This is a genomic window from Rhodoferax antarcticus ANT.BR, from assembly GCF_001938565.1.
Taxonomy (GTDB): Bacteria; Pseudomonadota; Gammaproteobacteria; order Burkholderiales; family Burkholderiaceae_C; genus Rhodoferax; species Rhodoferax antarcticus.
In genome coordinates, this window is sequence record NZ_MSYM01000016.1 from 21,969 (window position 1) to 41,626 (window position 19,658).

A 19,658-nucleotide genomic window follows, 5' to 3' on the forward strand; every position below is an offset into this window, starting at 1 on the left:
CCTCGTGCGGCGGCGAAACTTGTAAGTCATTGATTTGATTGAAGTCAAATCCGGTGCGAGGGCTGGCATGTTTCTTGATCTATATCTAGAAGATCAGAGAAACCTGTCATGACAACGCGCCCTACCAACCCCCCTGTTAGTCGTTCCTGCCAAGATGCCTGAGATGTACTTTCGTATCCTGAACGACGAAAAAAGTGGAGAACTCACCTATCTGCTGGCAGACTTGTCCAGCCGCGAGGCGGTGTTGATTGACCCTCACGGCCGAGATTTGCCGGTGCTGACCGCCCTGTTGGATGAACGCGATCTGTGCTTGCGCTGGGTGCTGCGCACCCATCATCATGACGATATTCAACCCGCCGAGCCAGGATTGCTTGCGCGCTTGGCTGCGCCCCTTATTCAGGGTCAGTCCAGCGTCGGCTTGGCCGTCAGCGATGGTACTGTTCTGCCATTCGGCGCTGAACGCATCCATGTGGTCGTCACGCCGGGCCACACCGCTGCCTGTCTGAGTTTTGCCTGGCGTGACCGGTTTTTTTGTGGTGGTTTGCTGGCCGTCACAGCCTGTCCGCACCAGCCGCGCCCGCTGGCCCCAGAGGCCTTGTGGGACAGCGTGACACGGAAAGTTTTTACACTACCCGACGAAACGTTGTTGTTTGCTGGGCATGAACAACGCGCCCGTGCTGTCAGCACGGTGCTTGAGCAGCGGCGCTGGCATCCGTTTTTTGCCGGCCAGACCCGCGACGAGTTTCTCGCACACATGGCTGCGTTGTCTGAGCGCCGTGTGCTCGCCCCAATTTTGAGGAATGACGAATGAATGCCGAAGTAAAAGAAGTGAAAAAAGTGATCCCGATCATGCCCGTGGCGCCAGAGCCAGAGTTGGTATCTCTGTATGCGGCGCACGAAAAAATTTACCCGCGCAGTGTGAAAGGTGTTTTCAGCAATTGGCGCTGGATCATGGTATGGGTCACGCAGATCGTCTTTTACGGCTTGCCGTGGATTGAATGGGGCCAGCGCCAGGCGGTGCTGTTTGACTTGGGTGTGCGCCGTTTCTACATTTTTGGCTTGGTGCTTTACCCGCAGGATTTCATTTACCTGACGGGCATGTTGATCATTGCAGCCTTGTCACTGTTTCTTTTCACTGCCGTGGCCGGGCGGCTATGGTGTGGTTATGCCTGCCCGCAAACGGTCTACACCGAGATGTTCTTGTGGGTTGAACAACTCGTGGAAGGGGATCGTTCAGCGCGCATGCGCCGTGACGCGGGCCCCATGAGTGCCCAAAAAATCGGTCGCAAGACCGGTAAGCACCTGATCTGGCTATTGATAGGGTTATGGACTGGCTTTACCTTTGTTGGTTATTTCACGCCGATCCAGACCATGGTCAGCCAAGTATCGACCCTGAATTTTGGCCCCTGGGAAACCTTCTGGGTGCTGTTCTACGGCTTTGCGACTTACGGCAATGCTGGCTTCATGCGTGAGCAAGTCTGCAAACACATGTGCCCGTATGCCCGTTTCCAGAGTGTGATGTTCGACAATGACACGCTGATCGTGACCTACGACACCGAGCGTGGTGAGCCGCGTGGCGGGCGCTCCAAGAAGGCTGATCCGACCAAACTGAGTCTGGGTGCCTGCGTGGATTGCAACTTGTGTGTGCAGGTCTGCCCAACAGGCATCGATATTCGCAATGGTTTGCAGTATGAGTGCATTGGGTGCGGTGCCTGTGCTGACGTGTGCGACACGGTGATGGACAAGGTCGGCTACCCCCGTGGTCTGATCAAGTACTCGACCGAAAACGCTATGACCAACAAATGGACACAAAAGCAGACGCTGCGTCATGTGTTCCGCCCTCGTATTTTGGTCTACACCGGCATCCTGATGGTCATCGTCATTGCCATCATGGTCAGCCTGGCGACTCGCACGCCGTTCAAGGTGGACGTGGTGCGTGACCGGGGTGTGATGGCCCGTGTGGTGGACGCGGGCAAAACCGAAAACGTGTACCGCCTGCAAGTGATGAACGCCACCGAAACTGACCAGCGCTACCGCTTCTCGGTGTCTGGTTTGCCGGGACTGGTTCTGACTTCCGAGGACCTGGTGAGCGTCAAATCAACAGAGGCGCGTACTGTGCCCATGCGGATCCAGTTGCCTTTCGAAGGGGCACCTGCCGGGTCTCATCAAATCCAGATCATCATCGAGTCGCTCGACAGCCCAGGCAAACTCGTTGAAAAAACCACCTTCCTGGTGCCCAAGCAGTGAGCGTCTGTTAGCGCAGTGCGGGTTGATGCTTTGCCGGGGATAAACGGGTGATGCTGGCGCTTGGCGTGGCCGTGCTGGCAGTTTGGGCGTTGCTGCTGGGTGTCAACGCTTTGATTCTTTACGGTTTGCGTGCCCCCAGGCTTGCTTATGCAGGCCCGCTGCGCGGGGACTTTGGCGTGGCGCAAGAGGTTTGCTTGCCGACCCGCAACAACAAGATGTTGACGGGTTGGTTTGTCGCCACTTCGGGTGCTGCCATGTCGCCCGCGGTGGTGGTGATGCACGGTTGGGGCGCGAATGCCAGCCTGATGCAAGGTTGTCTGGCGCCGCTGCATGCGGCCGGGCTGGGCGTGTTGCTGCTCGATGCGCGGTGTCACGGTCGCAGTGACGCTGAGCCTTTCACCTCTTTGCCCCGTTTTGCCGAAGATATCGAGGCTGGCTTGGCCTGGCTGGCGACGCAGCCGTTGGTTGACGCGAGACGGCTTGCGGTGATCGGCCATTCTGTGGGCGCTGGCGCAGCGCTGCTGACCGCCACCCGCCACGGCGAGGTTCGGGCAGTGGTCAGTATCAGCGCCTTTGCGCATCCGCATGAAGTCATGCTGCGCTATCTGACCAGCTACCGGATTCCCTACCCATTGCTGGGTTGGTATGTGTTGCGGCATGTGCAGCGGGTGATTGGGGCCAGGTTTGATGCGATAGCGCCGCTGCGTAGCATCACTCACATCAGCAGCCCGGTGCTGCTGGTTCACGGGCGTGAGGATGAAATGGTGCCCTTGGACGATGCCCGGCGCTTGCTGGCGGCCGGGCGCCCGGGTTCGGTGCAACTCCTTGAGGTGGCCGGGCAGCATGACCTGAGTACTGCACTTGACCAGCATCTGCCTGAAATCACCGATTTTTTGCAGCAGGCGCTCCGGCCAGCCACTGCCGGTCATGAGAGCAGCGTTTCTGTTTAACATTGTCCGATCTATGTCCAAAACCTCGCTACTCCCATGGAAGGCCTGACATTTGTCGCTCTGCTGGGCGCGGTGATCGGGTTGGTGCTGGCTTTCACCGGAGCAGGGGGAGGCATTTTGTCAGTCCCTTTGCTGGTATTTGGGTTACATCTGTCGGTGCAACAGGCTGCCCCCATTGGCTTGTCGGCGGTGTTTGCAGCGTCCTTGCTGGGTGCTTTTTTGGGTTGGCGCGAGGGCATCGTTCGTTATCGTGCTGCCGCATTGATAGGCATTACCGGTATGTTGGCAGCGCCCTTGGGGTTTTATTTGGCGCAAAACATTCCCAGTCGGCCCTTGGCGGTGATTTTTTCCTGTGTGCTTCTTTACTCCGCTTGGCGCAGTCTCATCGCATCGGCCCAGGACGTCACCGTCAGGGCACAAGCGCCGTGTGTTGTGAGTACGGTGGATCAGCGGCTGACCTGGACACGCCCTTGCGCCCGTGTACTTTCCGGCACGGGCTTGGTGGCAGGACTGCTGAGCGGCCTGCTGGGCGTGGGCGGCGGTTTTGTGATTGTGCCAGCCCTGTCGCGCTACACCGATCTGCACATTCGCAGTGTGCAAGCCACTTCCCTTGCGGTGATGGCCTTGGTTTCCCTGAGCGGTGTGGCCTCGGCGGCCGCACACGGCTCTCTGGACTGGGGTGTCGTGCTGCCCTTTGCTGGCGGCGCCATTTTGGCCCTGTTGCTTGGCAGGCTAGTGGCCAGCCGCTTGCCAGCCGAGCGTCTGCAGCAAGCCTTTGCCTGGTTTTGTGTGGCGGTGGCCGTGCTCATGCTGGCGCGCGCCGGGGGACTGTTATCAGCCTGAGGGCGGCCCTTACAATGAATTCAGACCAAAGGTGACCCGATGAGAATTTTGATTTCAAACGATGATGGCTTTCAAGCGCCCGGGGTGGTGGCGCTGTACGAGGCGCTCAAAGACATTGCAGAAGTTGAAGTTGTGGCGCCAGAACATAACAACAGTGCCAAGTCCAACGCCCTCACGCTGAATTCACCGCTATATGTGCACCGTGCTGTCAATGGCTTTCGGTATGTCAACGGCACCCCGGCTGATTGCGTGCATATTGCCCTGACCGGCTTGCTGGACTACCGCCCGGATCTGGTGGTGTCGGGCATTAACAATGGCGCCAACATGGGTGACGACACGATCTATTCTGGCACTGTAGGTGCCGCCATGGAGGGGTTTCTGTTTGGCATTCCGTCGATCGCGTTTTCGCAGGTGCAACGTGATTGGCTCCACCTGGATTCAGCGGCCCGCGCGGCGCGTGCGTTGGTGCTGCAGATGGTTGAGCAAAATCTTTTGGGTAGCAGCGCCTGGCTACTCAATGTCAATATCCCGAATTTGCCTACCGAGGAGTTGGGTCGGGTCAAGCTTTGCCGCTTGGGTCGGCGGCATTCCGCCGAGCCAGTCATTACCCAGCAAAGTCCGCGCAATGAAACCATGTACTGGATAGGCGCTGCTGGCGCTGTCAAGGACGATGCTGAAGGCACCGACTTTCAGGCAACCGCGCAGGGCCATATCGCCATCACGCCGCTTAAGGTCGACCTCACCGATCACGATAACCTGGGTTACTGGGCGCAGACGGCGGCGCTCCTGTCATCCGGCATGGGCGGGGTTTGATGGTGCAAGGTTTTCAGCCCGGCACTAAGGCCAGGCCAGGGTTTCCGTCTCGATTGGGGTCAAGCCAGCCAGTGGCAGCACTGCCCGCTAACCGCCCACCTTTGCCTCTTCGCCTGCATGCGCCCGCAGGCGTCGGCATGGATTCTCATGCGGTGCGTCAAAGCATGGTGAATAAACTAGCCCAGCAGGGCATTGCTGACCCCCTGGTATTGGCGGCCATGGGAAATGTGGAACGCCATCGCTTTGTTGACTCGGCCTTGGTCAACCAGGCCTATGAAGACACCAGTTTGCCCATTGGTTTGGGCCAGACCATCTCCAAGCCAGGTGTGGTGTCGCGGATGTTGGAACTGCTGCGCAACGGCAGTACCTCGCGGCTGGGGCGGGTTCTGGAAATTGGCACAGGTTGTGGTTACCAGGCTGCTGTGTTGAGCCATTTGTGTACAGAGGTTTACTCCATTGAGCGCTTGCGCGGTCTACACGACAAGGCCCGGAACAATTTACGCCATTTGTGCTTGGCCAATGTGCATCTTCTGTTTGGTGACGGCATGGCTGGCTATGCCAAAGGAGCACCGTATGCGGGCATCATTGCCGCCGCTGGGGGCGAGACGCTGCCTGAATGCTGGCTAGATCAACTGGCGGTGGGTGGCCGCCTGGTGGCCCCTGTGGCTGTCGGCGCACGAAGCCCGGGGCACCAGGCGCTGGTGGTGGTTGAAAAAACGTCACAGGGGCTTCGCCGTACGGTGATGGAAGCGGTTCATTTCGTCCCTTTAAAATCGGGCATTGCATGACAGGGATTTTTATGACTCGTTTGTATCGACGTTTGGGCTATGGGCTTTGCATCACGGCGGTTACGTTGGTGATGGCGGGCTGCGCCTCCAGATCTTTTAACCGTGCGCCGGTGGAAGACCGCATGGCCCGCCCAGGCGTCACTGCACCTTCAGACCTCGTGCCCGTCAATCAGCCACCAGGCTTTGAAAACGCGGGCAAGCCCGGCTATTACACCGTGAAGCCCGGAGATAACCTGCTGCGGATCTCGCTTGAGAACGGGCAGTCCACCCAGGATCTGACGCGCTGGAACCAACTCGAAAACCCCAACCGCATTGAGGTGGGGCAGGTGCTCCGGGTCATTCCACCTGTTGGCAGCGAGGTGGTGATCAAGCCTATTGCCAAACCCCAGGTCGTTGCGACGCCAGCAGGTTCGGCTACGGCATCCGCGACGGATATACCTGCAGCGCCGACCAGCAGCCCGGCAGCAGTGGAAGACGGTATCAACTGGATCTGGCCCGCCAACGGGGCTGTTCTTGCAGGTTTCGACGATGTGAAAAACAAGGGTATCGATATTGGCGGTAAGGCGGGTGACACGGTGGTGGCTGCTGCTGATGGCAGGGTGGTGTATGTCGGCGCAGGACTGCGTGGCTACGGTAACCTGATCATTTTGAAACACAACAATGTTTTCTTAACTGCCTACGCGCACAACCAGACGCTGCTTGTCAAGGAAGACCAGTCGGTGCTGAAAGGGCAAAAAATCGCCGAGATGGGCAGCAGTGACGCCGATCGGGTCAAGTTGCACTTTGAGGTTCGCCGACAGGGCAAGCCGGTAGATCCTGCCAAGTATTTGCCTGCCCGCTGATGCCGCGTAGGGCCTGTCGGCAGGCAAGCCAGCACCCTGACTGTGTCAGGGCAGACGCATCGCGTCATTTTTGTTGATCCCCCCATCCATGACCGAAAAAATTGAATCCGTGGCTGTTGCAACTTATCCAAGCCATTGGCTACACGTTGAGTCTTTGGACCTGGAGGCTCAGGGCGTGGCCCACAAGGCAGACGGCAAAGTGGTGTTTATTGAAGGTGCACTGCCTTTTGAGTGGGTGAGCGCCAACATCAACCGTCACAAGAACAACTGGGAGCAGGGCACGCTCACCGAGATTCACCGGGAGTCTTCCCAGCGGGCGGTGCCGGGCTGCCCGCATTTTGGCCTGCACAAGGGTGCCTGTGGCGGCTGCAAGATGCAGCACTTGCACCCCAGCGCCCAGGTGGCGGTCAAGCAACGCGTCCTGGAAGACAACCTATGGCACCTGGGCAAAGTCAAGCCGGATCAGATTTTGCGCCCCATCGAAGGGGCCAGCTGGGGTTACCGTTACCGCGCTCGCTTGTCTGTGCGGCATGTGCGTAAAAAGGGCACGGTTTTGATTGGTTTTCATGAGCGCAAGAGCCGCTACGTGGCCGACATGAGCGTCTGCCCGGTGTTACCTGCTCAGGTCAGCGCGATGCTGATGCCGTTGCGCCAGTTGATTGCGTCCATGGATGCGGTAGAAACTTGCCCTCAGATTGAGTTGGCTTGTGGTGATGCGGTGATGGCGATGGTGCTACGGCATATGGAGCCTCTTAGCCGGGCAGATCTTGCACGGCTGCGCGCCTTTGCCGCTGACCACCCGCCGGTGCAGTGGTGGCTACAGGCCAAGGGTCCAGAGACCATCTGCTTGCTCGATGAGGGCGGGCCCGTGCTGTCATATGCGTTGCCCGAGTTTGGTATCAGCATGCCGTTCAAGCCGACCGACTTTACCCAAGTCAATCCAGAAATTAACCGGGTGCTGGTGTCACGCGCCCTGCGCTTGCTGGACGTGCAAAAAAATGAACGGGTGATTGACTGGTTTTGCGGCTTGGGTAACTTCACTTTGCCGATTGCCAGCCAGGCCGGTGAAGTTTTCGGTATTGAGGGCAGTGAGATTTTGGTGGCCAGAGCCCGTGAAAATTATGAGTCAAATCGTGCTCTAGCCTTTATTAATAAAGCGCTGTGCACTACAACTTTTGTAGCACGCAACCTGTTCGAGATGACACCTGAAATGCTGATCAGTGACGGCATGGCTGACAAGTGGCTGGTGGATCCACCGCGCGACGGTGCCTTTGCCATCGTTCAAGCACTGGCCGAATTGCATCAACAAAGGCTCGGCACATTCGAGCTAGCCGCTAGAGCGGGTGCCAAAAACTGGATGCCACCAAAACGCATTGTGTATGTGAGCTGCAACCCGTCCACCCTGGCGCGTGATGCCGATGTGTTGGTGCATCAGGCGGGCTATCGTTGCTCAGCTGCTGGTATGGTGAACATGTTCCCGCACACGGCGCACGTGGAGAGCATGGCGGTTTTTGATCTAGAAGTGTGATTCTTTCGCGAAAAATGCGAAGACTGCAATACGGTCTTAACCAAATTCAATGCGCAAAGCTCAACGGTCGGCTGACTTGGCGTTGGCCTTGGGTTGAGGTTCTTCGATGACTTCTTCAACAGGAGTCGCAGCGGGCTGCGCCATCTCGGTGCGCTGACCTTCGAGCTTGTTTTCCCGCATGTAGGCATCCATTTCAAGCCAGCCTGCATAGATGGCGGCTTTGTTGACACCCTTGTTCAGGGTGTAGCAATCTTCAATGTTGCGCAGACCATTGCGGCAGGCCGCGCCAATCGCTTTCGCATCGGCTTCTTTTTGCGCAATCCGGGGGTCTGGCCCCAGGCCCAGCATGTCACAAGCTGACAGCAGCATGGCGACGATGAGGATCAGCAAATGTCTGGACATAAATAAATTGTTAGAGGGGTAGGGTAAAGCCTGAATTATGCTTTTCATTCCAACACACGGCCTAAACGTCTAAGCATGAAAAAAGGCCCGAATGGGCCTTTTGTTCGGGTGCTTGTCTGCGGCGAATCAATCGCGCTCGCCACCCATGATGCCCAGCAAGGCCAACAAGCTCTGGAACACGTTGACGACATCAAGGTAAAGTGCCAGCGTAGCGCTGATGTAATTGGTTTCACCGCCATCCACAATCCGCTTCAGGTCATACAGCATGTAGGCGCTGAAAACACCGATCGCCATCACCGAGATCGCCATCATGCCAGCAGTCGAGCCGACAAACACGTTGATGATGCCGCCCACGATGATGGCCAGAGCACCGACAAAAAGCCACTTACCCATGCCGGACAAATCACGTTTGATGACGCTAGACAGGCTCGCCATGACAAAAAAAACGCCCGCTGTGCCGCCAAAAGCCGTCATGATCAGCTCTGGGCCGTTTTTAAAGCCGAGAACCATCGCAATCATGCGCGAAAGCATTACCCCCATAAAGAAGGTAAAAGCCAGCAATACAGGAACACCTGCAGCAGAGTTCTTGGTTTTTTCGATCGCGAAGATGAAGCCGAAGGCCCCGCCCAAAAACAGGATCAGACCTAAACCACCGCTTAAAGACTGGGTGATGCCAGTGGCTACGCCCAGCCAGGCCCCCAAAACAGTGGGTACTAGACTGAGTGCGAGCAGCCAATAAGTATTTCTTAAAACTTTGTTGCGCTGTTGTGCGCCGATGCCAGCGCCATAACCGCGGTTGATCGTCTCAAGGTAATCGGACATTGCAATACTCCTATGCTGTCGGTGAAACATTAGAACGATCTTAGTTTAAGGCACAGAGCCAATTTTCAAGCGCTGCCAAAGCGGCAAGTTCTTACTTTTCGTGAGGCCACTTGTGACATGAGTGCAGGCAAAGGCTGGTGCGCGCAGCGTTATGCTTACGCGTTAACTTTCAACAGAGCCGTCACTATGAAAACCAAATTTGTTCTTGAATTGTCAGATGTCAAAACCATAGCGGCTGCAGCCGAAAGCGAGGCCTTGCGCAACCAGTGGGCGGTGACGATTTCCATCGTCGATGACGGCGGGCACTTGTTGTGGTTGCAACGATTGGATGGCGCGCCCGCTGTGTCAGCGCACATTGCACCCGCCAAGGCGCACACCGCGGCCCTGGGGCGGCGCGAGAGCAAATTCTACGAAGACGTGGTGAATGGCGGGCGTGTCTCGTTTTTGAGCGCCCCTGCCATCGCGGGTTTGCTCGAAGGCGGTGTTCCCATTTTGAGGGACGGCGTGTGTCTGGGCGCGGTCGGGGTCAGCGGCGTGAAATCCAGCGAGGATGCACAAATCGCCAAGGCGGGTATTGCCGCTCTGACCGTCTGAACTTGGGAGCCGTCAGCGCCATTGCTTGAAACTGATCGGGGCGTCAAACCACATATCCTGCGCCTGGCCGTCCACGGTTCCCGGTGCGTAGCGCCAATTCATCACTGCGCGAAGCGCGGCTTGGTCAAGCCGGTCGAAGCCGCTTGACTGGGCGATGCGGGCGTCCAACGCCCGGCCATTTTTGCCAATCAGGACGCGGACCGTGACTTTGCCGTGTTCGCCCAGTCGTAGGCTTAACGCTGGATAGGTTGGCGGTGGGTTGCTAAGGTAGTCAGCAATGCTTGACGGCAATGTCAAGCCTTTTCGGGAAGTGCCTTGAGCCATCGCTGGCGCTTCGCCGGGAGTAGCCGGTAGGGCTTGGGGTTTTCCTGACCCGACCGCAGGCGCATCGTCCTGCGCAGGTGGTGCTGCAGGTGCTTGGGTGTCTTGTAGGGTGAAAGCGACGGTTGCTGAAGGTGCGGCCACCGTCCGCGACGTTTGAAGGTGGATTTGCTCGCCCTGAGCGGGCTCCGACCGCTGCTGTGGCTGATCCCTGGCGGCGTTTTTGGGCTGCGGTGCCAAAGTCGGTTGCGAAAGAATCTGCCGGGTTTGGACGGCCGCTAAAACCACCGGGTGCCGGGCTTCGGGTTGCCCAACCTGAAGCCATGCCAGCACTGCCAAGTGGACACCCAGGACACCCAAGCTGATGTAGGCAAGCCTCAAACGAATATTCTGGAAGATAGTGGCGTTATCAGGCCGTTTGGGCAGCCTGTACTGACGCAAAGCGCCGTTACTCAATAAGTCAATCGTTCCGGGCGCAGCTCTTGAAGAATGGTTGTCGCAATTTCTTCAATTGACTTGGTGGTGGTTGACAGCCACCGGATGCCGTAGCGGCGCATCATGCTTTCTGACTCTTTGACCTCCATGCGGCAGTTTGCCAGTGACGCATATTTTGAGTTGGGGCGGCGCTCATTGCGTATCTCACTAAGTCGTTCAGGCTGAATAGTTAATCCAAAGAGTTTTTTGCGTTGCAGCTTGAGGGCAGGAGGCAGGTCTTGACGTTCAAAATCCTCTGGGATGAGGGGGTAATTGGAGGCCTTCAGGCCATACTGCATCGCCAGATAAAGCGACGTCGGCGTTTTACCGCTACGGCTGACTCCAACCAGAATCACGTCGGAGGCCTCCAGATCCCGGTGTGACTGCCCATCATCATGTTCCAGCGTGAAGTTGATGGCTTCTATGCGCGACTGGTACTGAGCGCTTTTGCTGGTGTCACTGAACCGACCGATGCGGTGATTGGATTTGAGGTTCAGCTCTTTCTCCAGCGGGTTGACAAAGGTGCTGAACAGATCCATGAGCATGCCCTTGCAGCCTTGCGAGAGCACCTGAAAAACATCTTCATTGGCCAGAGTCGTGAAAACAATGGGCCGCTTGTTGTCGATCACGGCGGCATGGTTGATTTGCCGCACCGCTTGATGCGCCTTGTCAACACTGTCCACAAACGGCAGCCGCACTCGCTGCAGATTAGCCTCAAATTGATTCAGGATGGCGTTGCCAAAGGTCTCGGCAGTGATACCAGTACCATCAGAAATGAAAAATACGGTGCGGGTTGGCATGGTGAGCAGCAGCTAGGGTTGGTGTAGTTAGGGCGTATTCACTCGCAGACGGCGTCAGCATCAGGGAGTCTGGTCAGCCGGCAAGCCTACAATTATTATCTTCTAATCGATTTGCGGCGCCGCCCCGCTCCAGCAACACAACGATGCAGTGACCCGGGCAGTGCCTTGATGACCGCTGAACCTATCACTGCGGTCATGGGTAAGTTTTTCAACTTCTGGAGTTCTTTCATGACAGCCCTTTTTCCCCCGACTGATTTGGTCGTCCCGTTTGAAAAATTACGAATGACCGATGTCGACTTGGTCGGCGGCAAGAACGCCAGCCTGGGCGAGATGATCTCCAACTTGCCCACCGGTGTGAAGGTGCCTACTGGTTTTGCCACAACAGCCCATGCCTTTCGCCAGTTTCTGGCTTTTGGTAATTTGAGCCAGGAAATCAATGATCGCCTGTTTAGACTCGACACCGAAGATGTCAACGCGCTGGCTGTTACAGGCGCCGAGATCCGTGCGATGGTGGAAAAACAGCCTTTCCCGGCTGATTTCGAGCAGGAGATCCGCAGCGCTTTTGCCGTTTTGTGTGGCGCCAATACCGCAGCATCCTTTGCAGTGCGGTCGTCGGCAACCGCGGAAGACCTGCCCGATGCCTCTTTTGCTGGCCAGCAGGAAACCTTTCTGAACGTCACCGGTATTGAAGACGTTTTGCACAAGATTCGCGAAGTGTTCGCCTCGCTTTATAACGACCGGGCCATCAGCTATCGGGTGCACAAAGGTTTTGCGCACGAACACGTGGCGCTCAGCGCGGGTATTCAGCGCATGGTGCGCTCTGATTTGGGCGCAGCAGGGGTGATGTTCACCCTGGACACCGAGTCCGGCTTTGAAGACGTGGTGTTCATCACCTCCAGCTACGGGCTGGGCGAAACCGTCGTTCAGGGCGCTGTGAATCCGGATGAGTTTTATGTGCACAAGCCAATGCTCAGGGCGGGCAAGCAGGCGCTGATTCGGCGCAACCTGGGCTCCAAGCTGATCCAGATGCAATTTTCCACGCCAGAGGAAAAAGCTGCCAGCGGCAAGTTGGTCAAGACGACCGATGTGCCTATCGAGTTGCGTAACCGCTATTCCCTGACCGACGCCGATGTGCAAAAACTGGCTGCCTATGCGCTGGTGATTGAAGATCATTACAAATGCCCGATGGACATCGAATGGGGCAAGGACGGTCTGGACGGTGAGTTGTACATATTGCAAGCCCGGCCAGAGACGGTCAAAAGCCAGGCAGCAGGCAAGGTCGAGCACCGCTACAGACTCAAAGGCAAGGGGCCGGTCTTGGCCGAGGGGCGCGCCATTGGCCAGAAAATCGGAACCGGCCCGGTGAAGGTGGTTCACAAGCTCAGTGAAATGCACCGGGTGCAGCCCGGTGACGTGCTGGTGACCGACATGACCGACCCCAACTGGGAGCCGGTGATGAAGCGGGCTTCGGCCATTGTGACCAACCGAGGCGGACGCACCTGCCATGCCGCCATCATTGCGCGTGAATTGGGCATTCCGGCTGTGGTGGGTTGCGGCAATGCAGATCAGGTCCTCAAGGATGGCATGCTGGTCACAGTCAGCTGCGCCGAAGGCGACACCGGCTTCATCTACGACGGCTTGTTGGAAACCGAGGTCACTGAAGTGCAGCGTGGCACGATGCCGGAGATACCCGTCAAGGTCATGATGAACGTGGGTAACCCGCAGCTGGCCTTTGACTTCTGCCAGTTGCCCAACGAGGGGGTTGGTCTGGCGCGGCTGGAGTTCATCATCAACAACAACATTGGCGTGCACCCAAAAGCCATTTTGGACTACCCCAACATTGATGCCGATTTGAAAAAGGCGGTCGAGTCCGTGGCTCGCGGCCATGCGTCGCCCAGAGCTTTTTATGTGGATCGAGTGGCCGAAGGTGTGGCCACAATCGCGGCGGCGTTCTGGCCCAAGCCGGTGATCGTGCGCTTGTCGGACTTCAAGAGTAATGAATACCGCAAGCTGATTGGTGGCAGCCGCTACGAACCTGAAGAAGAAAATCCGATGTTGGGCTTCCGGGGCGCGGCGCGTTATGTCAGTGCTGACTTCGGCGAGGCGTTTGCGATGGAGTGCGAGGCGATCAAGCGCGTTCGCGAAGACATGGGCTTGGTCAATGTGCAGGTGATGGTGCCTTTTGTGCGCACTCTGGGCCAAGCCAAAAAGGTCACCGAGTTGCTGGCAGAGCACGGGCTCAAGCGTGGCGAGAACGGCCTCAAGCTGATCATGATGTGCGAAATTCCCAGCAACGCCATTCTGGCCAACGACTTCTTGGCTTACTTTGATGGCTTCTCGATCGGCTCCAACGATCTGACCCAACTCACCCTGGGTCTGGACCGCGATTCTGGTCTGGAATTGCTGGCTAAGGACTTTGATGAGCGTGATCCAGCGGTGACCGCGCTGATCAGTCAAGCTATCAGTGCTTGTCTTTCCCAAGGCAAGTACGTGGGCATCTGTGGACAGGGCCCCAGTGACCATCCTGACTTTGCGGTCTGGCTCATGCAACAAGGCATCTCTTCGATTTCGCTCAACCCGGATACGGTGGTTGCGACTTGGCAAAACTTGGCCAGTCAATAGCAAACACCTATGGAGCTTGACACCACTGGGTGCCATCATCGCAAGATGATGAACCCTGAGGTGTCGGATCCCGAGAGCCAACCTACCGCACGCTTCACACGTTTGCAGGGTTGGCTTTTGCTTGTTTGGTTTTTGGCGTCATTTGGCGTTGTTTTTTTTGCCGATGATCTCCGCTTGGTCTTGTTTGGGTGGCCTGTGTCCTACTGGTTTGCTGCACAAGGCAGTCTGCTGGTGTTTATTGTGGTGGTGGCGACGTATGCGTGGCTTGCCAACCGTGCTGATTTCGATACGACGCCGCTTGACGCCGGATTCGTCAAGTACACGCAGCGTATTCACCGGCGGTTTATAACCTACGTTGTCCTATTTGCCCTGTTTGTGGTGGCACTTGGGCTGGCAGAACGTTTTGGTCTGAAAAGAATATGGGTTGGTGCCATTTTTCTTTTCGCCACGGTATTTTTGTATGCGCTGATTGGTATTTACGACCGCACATCGAAGGCCTCAGAGTATTACGTGGCAGGTCGCCGCATTCCGGCGATGTACAACGGCATGGCCGTGGCTGCAGACTGGATGAGTGCGGCGTCGTTCATTAGTATGGCCGGTGGCCTGTATTTGCAGGGGTTTTCCGGGTCGGGCTCGCAGCCTGGCGGTCTGGTGTATGTGCTGGGTTGGACCGGTGGATTTTGTCTGGTGGCCCTGCTGGTGGCGCCCCACTTGCGCAAGATGAACCTGTACACAGTGCCAGATTTTTTTGGCCGTCGGTTTGGCGGACGCTGGCCGCGCATTATTGCCGCCTGGGCGGCCGTGTTGTGTTCGTTTACCTATGTGGTCGCGCAGATATATGGTGTGGGGCTGATCACTTCGCGCTTGACCGGGGTGCAGTTTGAGATCGGTATTCTGCTCGGGCTGGGTGGGGTGCTGGTCTGCTCATTTTTAGGCGGCATGCGCGCAGTCACCTGGACGCAAGTGACCCAGTATGTGGTGCTGATCCTGGCTTTTCTGATACCGGTTTCCTGGCTGGCTTACAAGCAGCTCGGCAATCCGATGGCACCAATGGTTTACGGGCAACAACTGCCAAAAATTGCCGCCCTGGAGCGGGAGTTGCTCCATTCGCCAGCGGAGTTGGCGGTGATAAAAGAGTATGCACGCCGCTCCGATGATTACGCCGAAAAATTGCGCAACCTGCCGCAGTCACTAGAGGCTGAAAGAGCTTGGCATCGCAACGAAGTCCAACGCCTCATCCAGTCGCATGCAGAAGAGCTCGACGTTGTCACAGCGCGGCGTGCGCTGGCGGCTTTGCCGCGCGACGAGGCGAGCGCACGCGCGCGCTGGACGCGAGCCATGAATGAAAACAAGAGCCACGCCAGGCCCCTGGCTGGGATGCCTGAACACACCCGCCCCTTTGCAGGCAACCCCAATGGAACGGAGCCAGAGAAAAAAACCTTTGAAACCTCGCGCAATAATTTCCTGGCGCTGATGTTTTGTTTGATGGTGGGTACCGCTGGCCTGCCGCATTTGCTGACCCGTTTCTACACCACTGCATCCGTCAAGGAAACCCGCAACTCAGCTACCTGGTCGCTGGTATTTATCGCCTTGCTGTATCTGGCCGCGCCGGCACTGGCCGTGCTGGTCAAGTTTGAGATCATGGGTCATCTGGTGGGACAGCGTTTTGATGATTTGCCGAACTGGATCTCACAATGGGCCCGGCTGCACCCCTCGCTGATTTCGGTAAGTGATATCAACGGCGACAAAATTCTGCAGTTTGCCGAGCTGCGACTGGGTGCCGACATCATCATGTTGGCAACACCTGAGATCGGTGGTTTGCCCTACGTGATCTCGGGTCTGGTGGCCGCAGGTGGTCTGGCTGCCGCCTTGTCCACTGCTGACGGTTTGTTGTTGACTATCGGCAATGCACTGGCTTACGACTTGTTTTATCGAGGCAGCACTGACCGTGCCGGGGCCGTGCGGCGCGTCATGCTGTCCAAATTTGCCTTGTTGCTGGTTGCCTTGGTGGCGGCTTATGTGGCGGCGCAAAAGCCTGCAGACATCCTGATTCTGGTGTCCGCTTCATTTTCAATGGCTGGGGCTGCGTTTGTGCCAGTGATGATTCTGGGTATCTACTGGACTGGGGCGACACGTCAGGGCGCGGTGGCGGGCATGTTGAGTGGCCTGGGCTTGACGCTGTACTACATGCTGATCAATGCGGCTAGTGTCAGAACCTTCTTTGGCTTGAGCGAGTCTGGCCTGTGGTTGGAAATTGAGCCTATTTCGGCCGGTGTTTTTGGGGTATCGGCAGGCGTCTTGGTCACGATTTTGGTGAGCTGGTTGACCCGGCTTCCCAGCCGATCCCGGGTAAGCTAGGAGCGCCTGCGCTCAAAAAGCTATAATCATCGGCTTACCTTGCCACACCCCAATAAGACGCTGGGGGTGGTTTTTCGCCTCAATAGAGGTACTTCCACAAGGAGTCTCAATGCGTCATTATGAAATCATCCTCATGATCCATCCGGATCAGAGCGAACAAGTTCCTGCCATGCTGGAACGCTACAAGGGCATGATCACCGCTGGTGGTGGCAAAGTGCACCGTGTTGAAGACTGGGGTCGTCGCCAGTTGGTCTATATGATCAACAAGCTGGCCAAGGCCCATTACCTGTGCGTCAACATCGAAGCTGATCAAGCGGTGATGGCTGAATTGGAACATGCGTTCAAGTTCAATGATGCCGTGCTGCGCCACCTCACCGTGTTGAAGAAAAAGGCTGACACCGGCCCGTCTTCCATGATGAAAACTGTCGAGCGTGAAGACGCCCGCAAGACTCAGCAAGCTGAATACCAGGCTTGAAGCCTCTGACATCCAGCCTGCAGTGCGTCTTGACAATCAACTGAATCTGACCGCGAGCCTTCTCGAAATTGAATCTTTGAGATATACGCCGTCTGGAATTCCTGCCATCAACTGCCGTCTTGAACACGAGTCCGAGACACAGGAAGCAGGTCAGTCAAGAACCGTCAAGGCGCTCATGAAATCGGTGGCTTTTGGTGCAGTGGCAGAGCAACTCGCCCGCCAAGATATCGGTAGCAACTGGAATTTCAAGGGTTTTGTGGCGACACCCCGTGGTGCAAAGCACGTTGTGTTTCACATTCAAGAATTTGCTCAACAGTAACGCATTTTTAAATTTTTAAGGAGTCCATCATGGCCGGACCAAAACGTTTCAATAACAAAGACAAGCGCCCGAAGCGCCCCGCTCAAAACCTGCTGTTCAAGCGCAAGCGCTTTTGCCGCTTCACCGTGACCGGCGTGGAAGAGATTGATTACAAAGACATCGACACCTTGCGCGATTTCATCGCCGAAAACGGCAAGATCATCCCTGCGCGCTTGACTGGCACCCGTGCGATTTTCCAGCGTCAGCTCAACACAGCCATCAAACGCGCCCGCTTTTTGGCCATGCTGCCGTACACCGACCAGCACAAGATCTAAGGACTTCCACCATGCAAATCATTCTTCTCGACAAGGTGGTTAACCTTGGTAATCTCGGCGAAATCGTCAAAGTCAAAGACGGTTACGCACGCAACTTTCTGATTCCAACCGGCCGCGCGCGCCGCGCCACAGAATCTGCCAAAAAGGAATTCGAAGTGCGCCGCGCGGATCTGGAAAAAGCCGCTGCTGCGAAGCTGGCTGAATCCCAGGCACAAGGCGAAAAGCTCGCTGGCACCACCTGCAAGCTGACCCAAAAAGCTGGTGTGGATGGCCGGTTGTTCGGTTCTGTTACCAATGCAGACATCGCTGAAGAGCTGACCAAGGCTGGCTTTGCCGTGTCCAAGGCGCAAATTCGCATGCCTAACGGCCACATCAAGCTGGTCGGTGACAGCACGGTAGGTGTTGCCCTGCACACTGACGTGGTGGTGGACATCACCGTGTCGGTTTACGGCGAAACCGCTTAAGTCTTAGACTTTTCCGAACAAGCCGCCGGGGTGCAAGCCTTGGCGGCTTTTGCATTGGTGCCCCTGAGTTTCCGACTTTGCACAGCTTGTGCACAGCTTGTACAGGGTTGGCCCCCAGCTTCTCACTCGACACCCGGGTCAGCACGCCTTAGCATGCAAGGCTCCAAGGAATCACTCATGTCTGCTGTACTTTCTGCTTTTCACGACGACCTGGTCCCTGACCGACAGGTGGCGCAGTTGCGCATCCCTCCGCACTCGATTGAGGCCGAATCCAGCGTTTTGGGTGGCCTGTTGCTCGACAATGCCGCGTGGGACCGGGTGAGCGATGTGCTTGGCGAGAATGACTTTTACCGCTACGAGCACCGCGCGGTGTTCTCCGCCATGAGTGTGTTGATCAACGCCTCCAAGCCGGCAGACGTGATCACCGTGTATGAGCAGTTGCAAAGCTCCGGCAAAGCCGAAGAGGTGGGTGGGCTGACCTATCTGAACGCCTTGGCGCAGTATGTGCCCAGCGCAGGCAACATCCGCCGCTATGCGGAAATCGTGCGCGACCGCTCGATCCTGCGCAAGCTGGTGTCAACCAGCGAGGAGATTTCGGCCAACGCCTTCAACCCCAAGGGGCGGCCGGTGGCGTCGATTCTGGATGAGGCCGAGCAGAAAATCTTCAACATCGGCGAGGAGGGTGCGCGTACCAAGCAGGGTTTTCAGACCATGGACACGCTGGTGGTTGACCTGCTCGACCGGGTGCAGGAGATGGCCGACAACCCGAATGATGTCACGGGCGTGCCGACCGGCTTTTATGACCTTGACCGCATGACCGCGGGGCTGCAAGGCGGTGATCTGGTGGTGCTGGCAGCACGGCCGTCGATGGGTAAAACGGCGCTGGCCATCAACATTGCCGAGCATGTGGCGCTCAACGAAGGCTTGCCGGTGGCAGTGTTTTCCATGGAAATGGGCGCGGCGCAGCTGGCGGTGCGTATCGTGGGCTCCATTGGGCGCATCGATCAGGGCCACTTGCGTACCGGTAAACTCACCGACGACGAATGGCCACGTCTGACAGAAGCCATTGAAAAGCTGCGCACTATCTCACTGCATATTGATGAAACCGCAGGCTTGACATCCAGCGAGCTGCGCGCCAATGCGCGACGTTTGTCGCGGCAATGCGGGCAGCTCGGCCTGATCGTGGTGGACTATTTGCAGCTGATGAGTGGCTCCAACGGCAGCGATGGCGAAAACCGCGCCACCGAACTTGGTGAAATTTCCCGGGGTTTGAAAATGCTGGCCAAGGAACTCAAATGCCCGGTGATTGCCCTGTCGCAGCTGAACCGTAGCGTAGAGCAGCGCCCCGACAAACGCCCGATGATGAGTGACTTGCGTGAATCCGGGGCTATCGAGCAGGATGCCGACATCATCATGTTCATCTACCGCGACGAGTACTACACCAAAGACGCCTGCAAGGAACCGGGCGTGGCCGAGGTGATCATTGCCAAGCAGCGTAATGGCCCCACTGGCGTGGTCAAGCTGACGTTCATCAACAAGATCACCAAGTTTGAATCCATGGCCTCTGGCACCAGTGGGGATTTCTGAGGCATTGTGGGACAGACCAAGGCTACAGGAGCGCAGCGAGTGAGCTTGCTCTGTCCCCAACCGATTGTCAGATGTTGGATAGTCCGCATTGTGGG

At 57.0% G+C, this 19,658-nt stretch carries 20 protein-coding genes; 16 read left to right on the top strand and 4 right to left on the bottom strand.

Annotation, left to right across the window (positions count from 1 at the left end):
• The first annotated feature begins 163 nt into the window (after nucleotides 1-163).
• The 8 genes from BLL52_RS14240 to rlmD all read left to right on the top strand — a co-directional run bounded on the left by BLL52_RS14240 (nucleotide 164) and on the right by rlmD (nucleotide 8,011).
• Entirely contained in the window at nucleotides 164-811 is a 648-nt protein-coding gene (locus BLL52_RS14240) for an MBL fold metallo-hydrolase (protein WP_075587350.1), read from the top strand.
• The gene (gene ccoG / locus BLL52_RS14245; RefSeq protein WP_075587351.1) at nucleotides 808-2,247 is read left to right on the top strand and encodes a cytochrome c oxidase accessory protein CcoG; all 1,440 of its coding nucleotides are present in this window, start codon (nucleotides 808-810) and stop codon (nucleotides 2,245-2,247) included. Before BLL52_RS14240 ends, ccoG begins: the two co-directional genes overlap by 4 nt.
• Nucleotides 2,248-2,297: 50 nt before the next feature.
• On the top strand, nucleotides 2,298-3,197 hold the full coding sequence (locus tag BLL52_RS14250; protein WP_075587352.1) for an alpha/beta hydrolase: 900 nt from the start codon (nucleotides 2,298-2,300) through the stop codon (nucleotides 3,195-3,197).
• A 36-nt stretch (nucleotides 3,198-3,233) separates the two neighbouring features.
• The gene (locus BLL52_RS14255; RefSeq protein WP_075587353.1) at nucleotides 3,234-4,040 is read left to right on the top strand and encodes a sulfite exporter TauE/SafE family protein; all 807 of its coding nucleotides are present in this window, start codon (nucleotides 3,234-3,236) and stop codon (nucleotides 4,038-4,040) included.
• A 39-nt stretch (nucleotides 4,041-4,079) separates the two neighbouring features.
• On the top strand, nucleotides 4,080-4,853 hold the full coding sequence (gene surE, locus BLL52_RS14260) for a 5'/3'-nucleotidase SurE (RefSeq protein WP_075587354.1): 774 nt from the start codon (nucleotides 4,080-4,082) through the stop codon (nucleotides 4,851-4,853).
• Nucleotides 4,853-5,641 (top strand): protein-L-isoaspartate(D-aspartate) O-methyltransferase, encoded by a 789-nt coding sequence (locus BLL52_RS14265; protein WP_075587355.1) that lies wholly within the window; start codon nucleotides 4,853-4,855, stop codon nucleotides 5,639-5,641. Before surE ends, BLL52_RS14265 begins: the two co-directional genes overlap by 1 nt.
• A gap of 11 nt (nucleotides 5,642-5,652) precedes the next feature.
• Complete coding sequence (locus BLL52_RS14270) at nucleotides 5,653-6,483, top strand: peptidoglycan DD-metalloendopeptidase family protein (RefSeq protein ID WP_075587462.1); 831 nt, start codon at nucleotides 5,653-5,655, stop codon at nucleotides 6,481-6,483.
• Between the two features lie 88 nt (nucleotides 6,484-6,571).
• Nucleotides 6,572-8,011: a 23S rRNA (uracil(1939)-C(5))-methyltransferase RlmD gene (rlmD, locus tag BLL52_RS14275; protein WP_075587356.1), complete on the top strand. Its 1,440-nt coding sequence runs from the start codon at nucleotides 6,572-6,574 to the stop codon at nucleotides 8,009-8,011.
• Nucleotides 8,012-8,071: 60 nt separating this feature from the next.
• Here the strand turns inward: rlmD and BLL52_RS14280 are convergent, their stop codons facing one another.
• Together BLL52_RS14280 and BLL52_RS14285 are read right to left on the bottom strand one after the other, a co-directional pair.
• Nucleotides 8,072-8,413: a hypothetical protein gene (locus tag BLL52_RS14280; RefSeq protein WP_075587357.1), complete on the bottom strand. Its 342-nt coding sequence runs from the start codon at nucleotides 8,411-8,413 to the stop codon at nucleotides 8,072-8,074.
• A gap of 126 nt (nucleotides 8,414-8,539) precedes the next feature.
• Nucleotides 8,540-9,235 (bottom strand): Bax inhibitor-1/YccA family protein, encoded by a 696-nt coding sequence (locus BLL52_RS14285; protein ID WP_075587358.1) that lies wholly within the window; start codon nucleotides 9,233-9,235, stop codon nucleotides 8,540-8,542.
• Nucleotides 9,236-9,421: 186 nt separating this feature from the next.
• On the opposite strand from BLL52_RS14285, the gene BLL52_RS14290 reads away from it, so the two are divergent.
• Nucleotides 9,422-9,829, top strand: a complete 408-nt coding sequence (locus BLL52_RS14290) for a GlcG/HbpS family heme-binding protein (RefSeq protein ID WP_075587463.1) — start codon at nucleotides 9,422-9,424, stop codon at nucleotides 9,827-9,829.
• A gap of 12 nt (nucleotides 9,830-9,841) precedes the next feature.
• Here BLL52_RS14290 and BLL52_RS21505 read toward each other — a convergent pair whose 3' ends face one another.
• Nucleotides 9,842-10,531 carry an energy transducer TonB gene (locus tag BLL52_RS21505; RefSeq protein WP_241839187.1) on the bottom strand — a complete coding sequence of 230 codons (690 nt, stop codon included), beginning with the start codon at nucleotides 10,529-10,531 and terminating at the stop codon, nucleotides 9,842-9,844.
• A 71-nt stretch (nucleotides 10,532-10,602) separates the two neighbouring features.
• Complete coding sequence (gene ppsR / locus BLL52_RS14300) at nucleotides 10,603-11,424, bottom strand: posphoenolpyruvate synthetase regulatory kinase/phosphorylase PpsR (protein WP_075587360.1); 822 nt, start codon at nucleotides 11,422-11,424, stop codon at nucleotides 10,603-10,605.
• A gap of 228 nt (nucleotides 11,425-11,652) precedes the next feature.
• Between ppsR and ppsA the strand changes: the two genes are divergently transcribed.
• From ppsA to dnaB, 7 genes are all read left to right on the top strand, one after another.
• Nucleotides 11,653-14,046: a phosphoenolpyruvate synthase gene (ppsA, locus tag BLL52_RS14305; RefSeq protein ID WP_075587464.1), complete on the top strand. Its 2,394-nt coding sequence runs from the start codon at nucleotides 11,653-11,655 to the stop codon at nucleotides 14,044-14,046.
• A gap of 45 nt (nucleotides 14,047-14,091) precedes the next feature.
• The gene (locus BLL52_RS14310) at nucleotides 14,092-16,404 is read left to right on the top strand and encodes a VC_2705 family sodium/solute symporter (protein ID WP_075587465.1); all 2,313 of its coding nucleotides are present in this window, start codon (nucleotides 14,092-14,094) and stop codon (nucleotides 16,402-16,404) included.
• Between the two features lie 109 nt (nucleotides 16,405-16,513).
• Nucleotides 16,514-16,879: a 30S ribosomal protein S6 gene (gene rpsF / locus BLL52_RS14315; RefSeq protein ID WP_011464485.1), complete on the top strand. Its 366-nt coding sequence runs from the start codon at nucleotides 16,514-16,516 to the stop codon at nucleotides 16,877-16,879.
• 22 nt (nucleotides 16,880-16,901) lie between these two features.
• On the top strand, nucleotides 16,902-17,198 hold the full coding sequence (gene priB / locus BLL52_RS14320) for a primosomal replication protein N (protein ID WP_075587361.1): 297 nt from the start codon (nucleotides 16,902-16,904) through the stop codon (nucleotides 17,196-17,198).
• Nucleotides 17,199-17,227: 29 nt separating this feature from the next.
• The gene (gene rpsR / locus BLL52_RS14325; protein WP_075587362.1) at nucleotides 17,228-17,512 is read left to right on the top strand and encodes a 30S ribosomal protein S18; all 285 of its coding nucleotides are present in this window, start codon (nucleotides 17,228-17,230) and stop codon (nucleotides 17,510-17,512) included.
• Nucleotides 17,513-17,523: 11 nt separating this feature from the next.
• A complete protein-coding gene (gene rplI, locus BLL52_RS14330; protein WP_075587363.1) occupies nucleotides 17,524-17,976 on the top strand; it encodes a 50S ribosomal protein L9 in 453 nt (150 codons plus the stop codon).
• Nucleotides 17,977-18,153: 177 nt separating this feature from the next.
• A complete protein-coding gene (dnaB, locus tag BLL52_RS14335; protein WP_075587466.1) occupies nucleotides 18,154-19,563 on the top strand; it encodes a replicative DNA helicase in 1,410 nt (469 codons plus the stop codon).
• The last annotated feature ends 95 nt before the right edge of the window (nucleotides 19,564-19,658 follow it).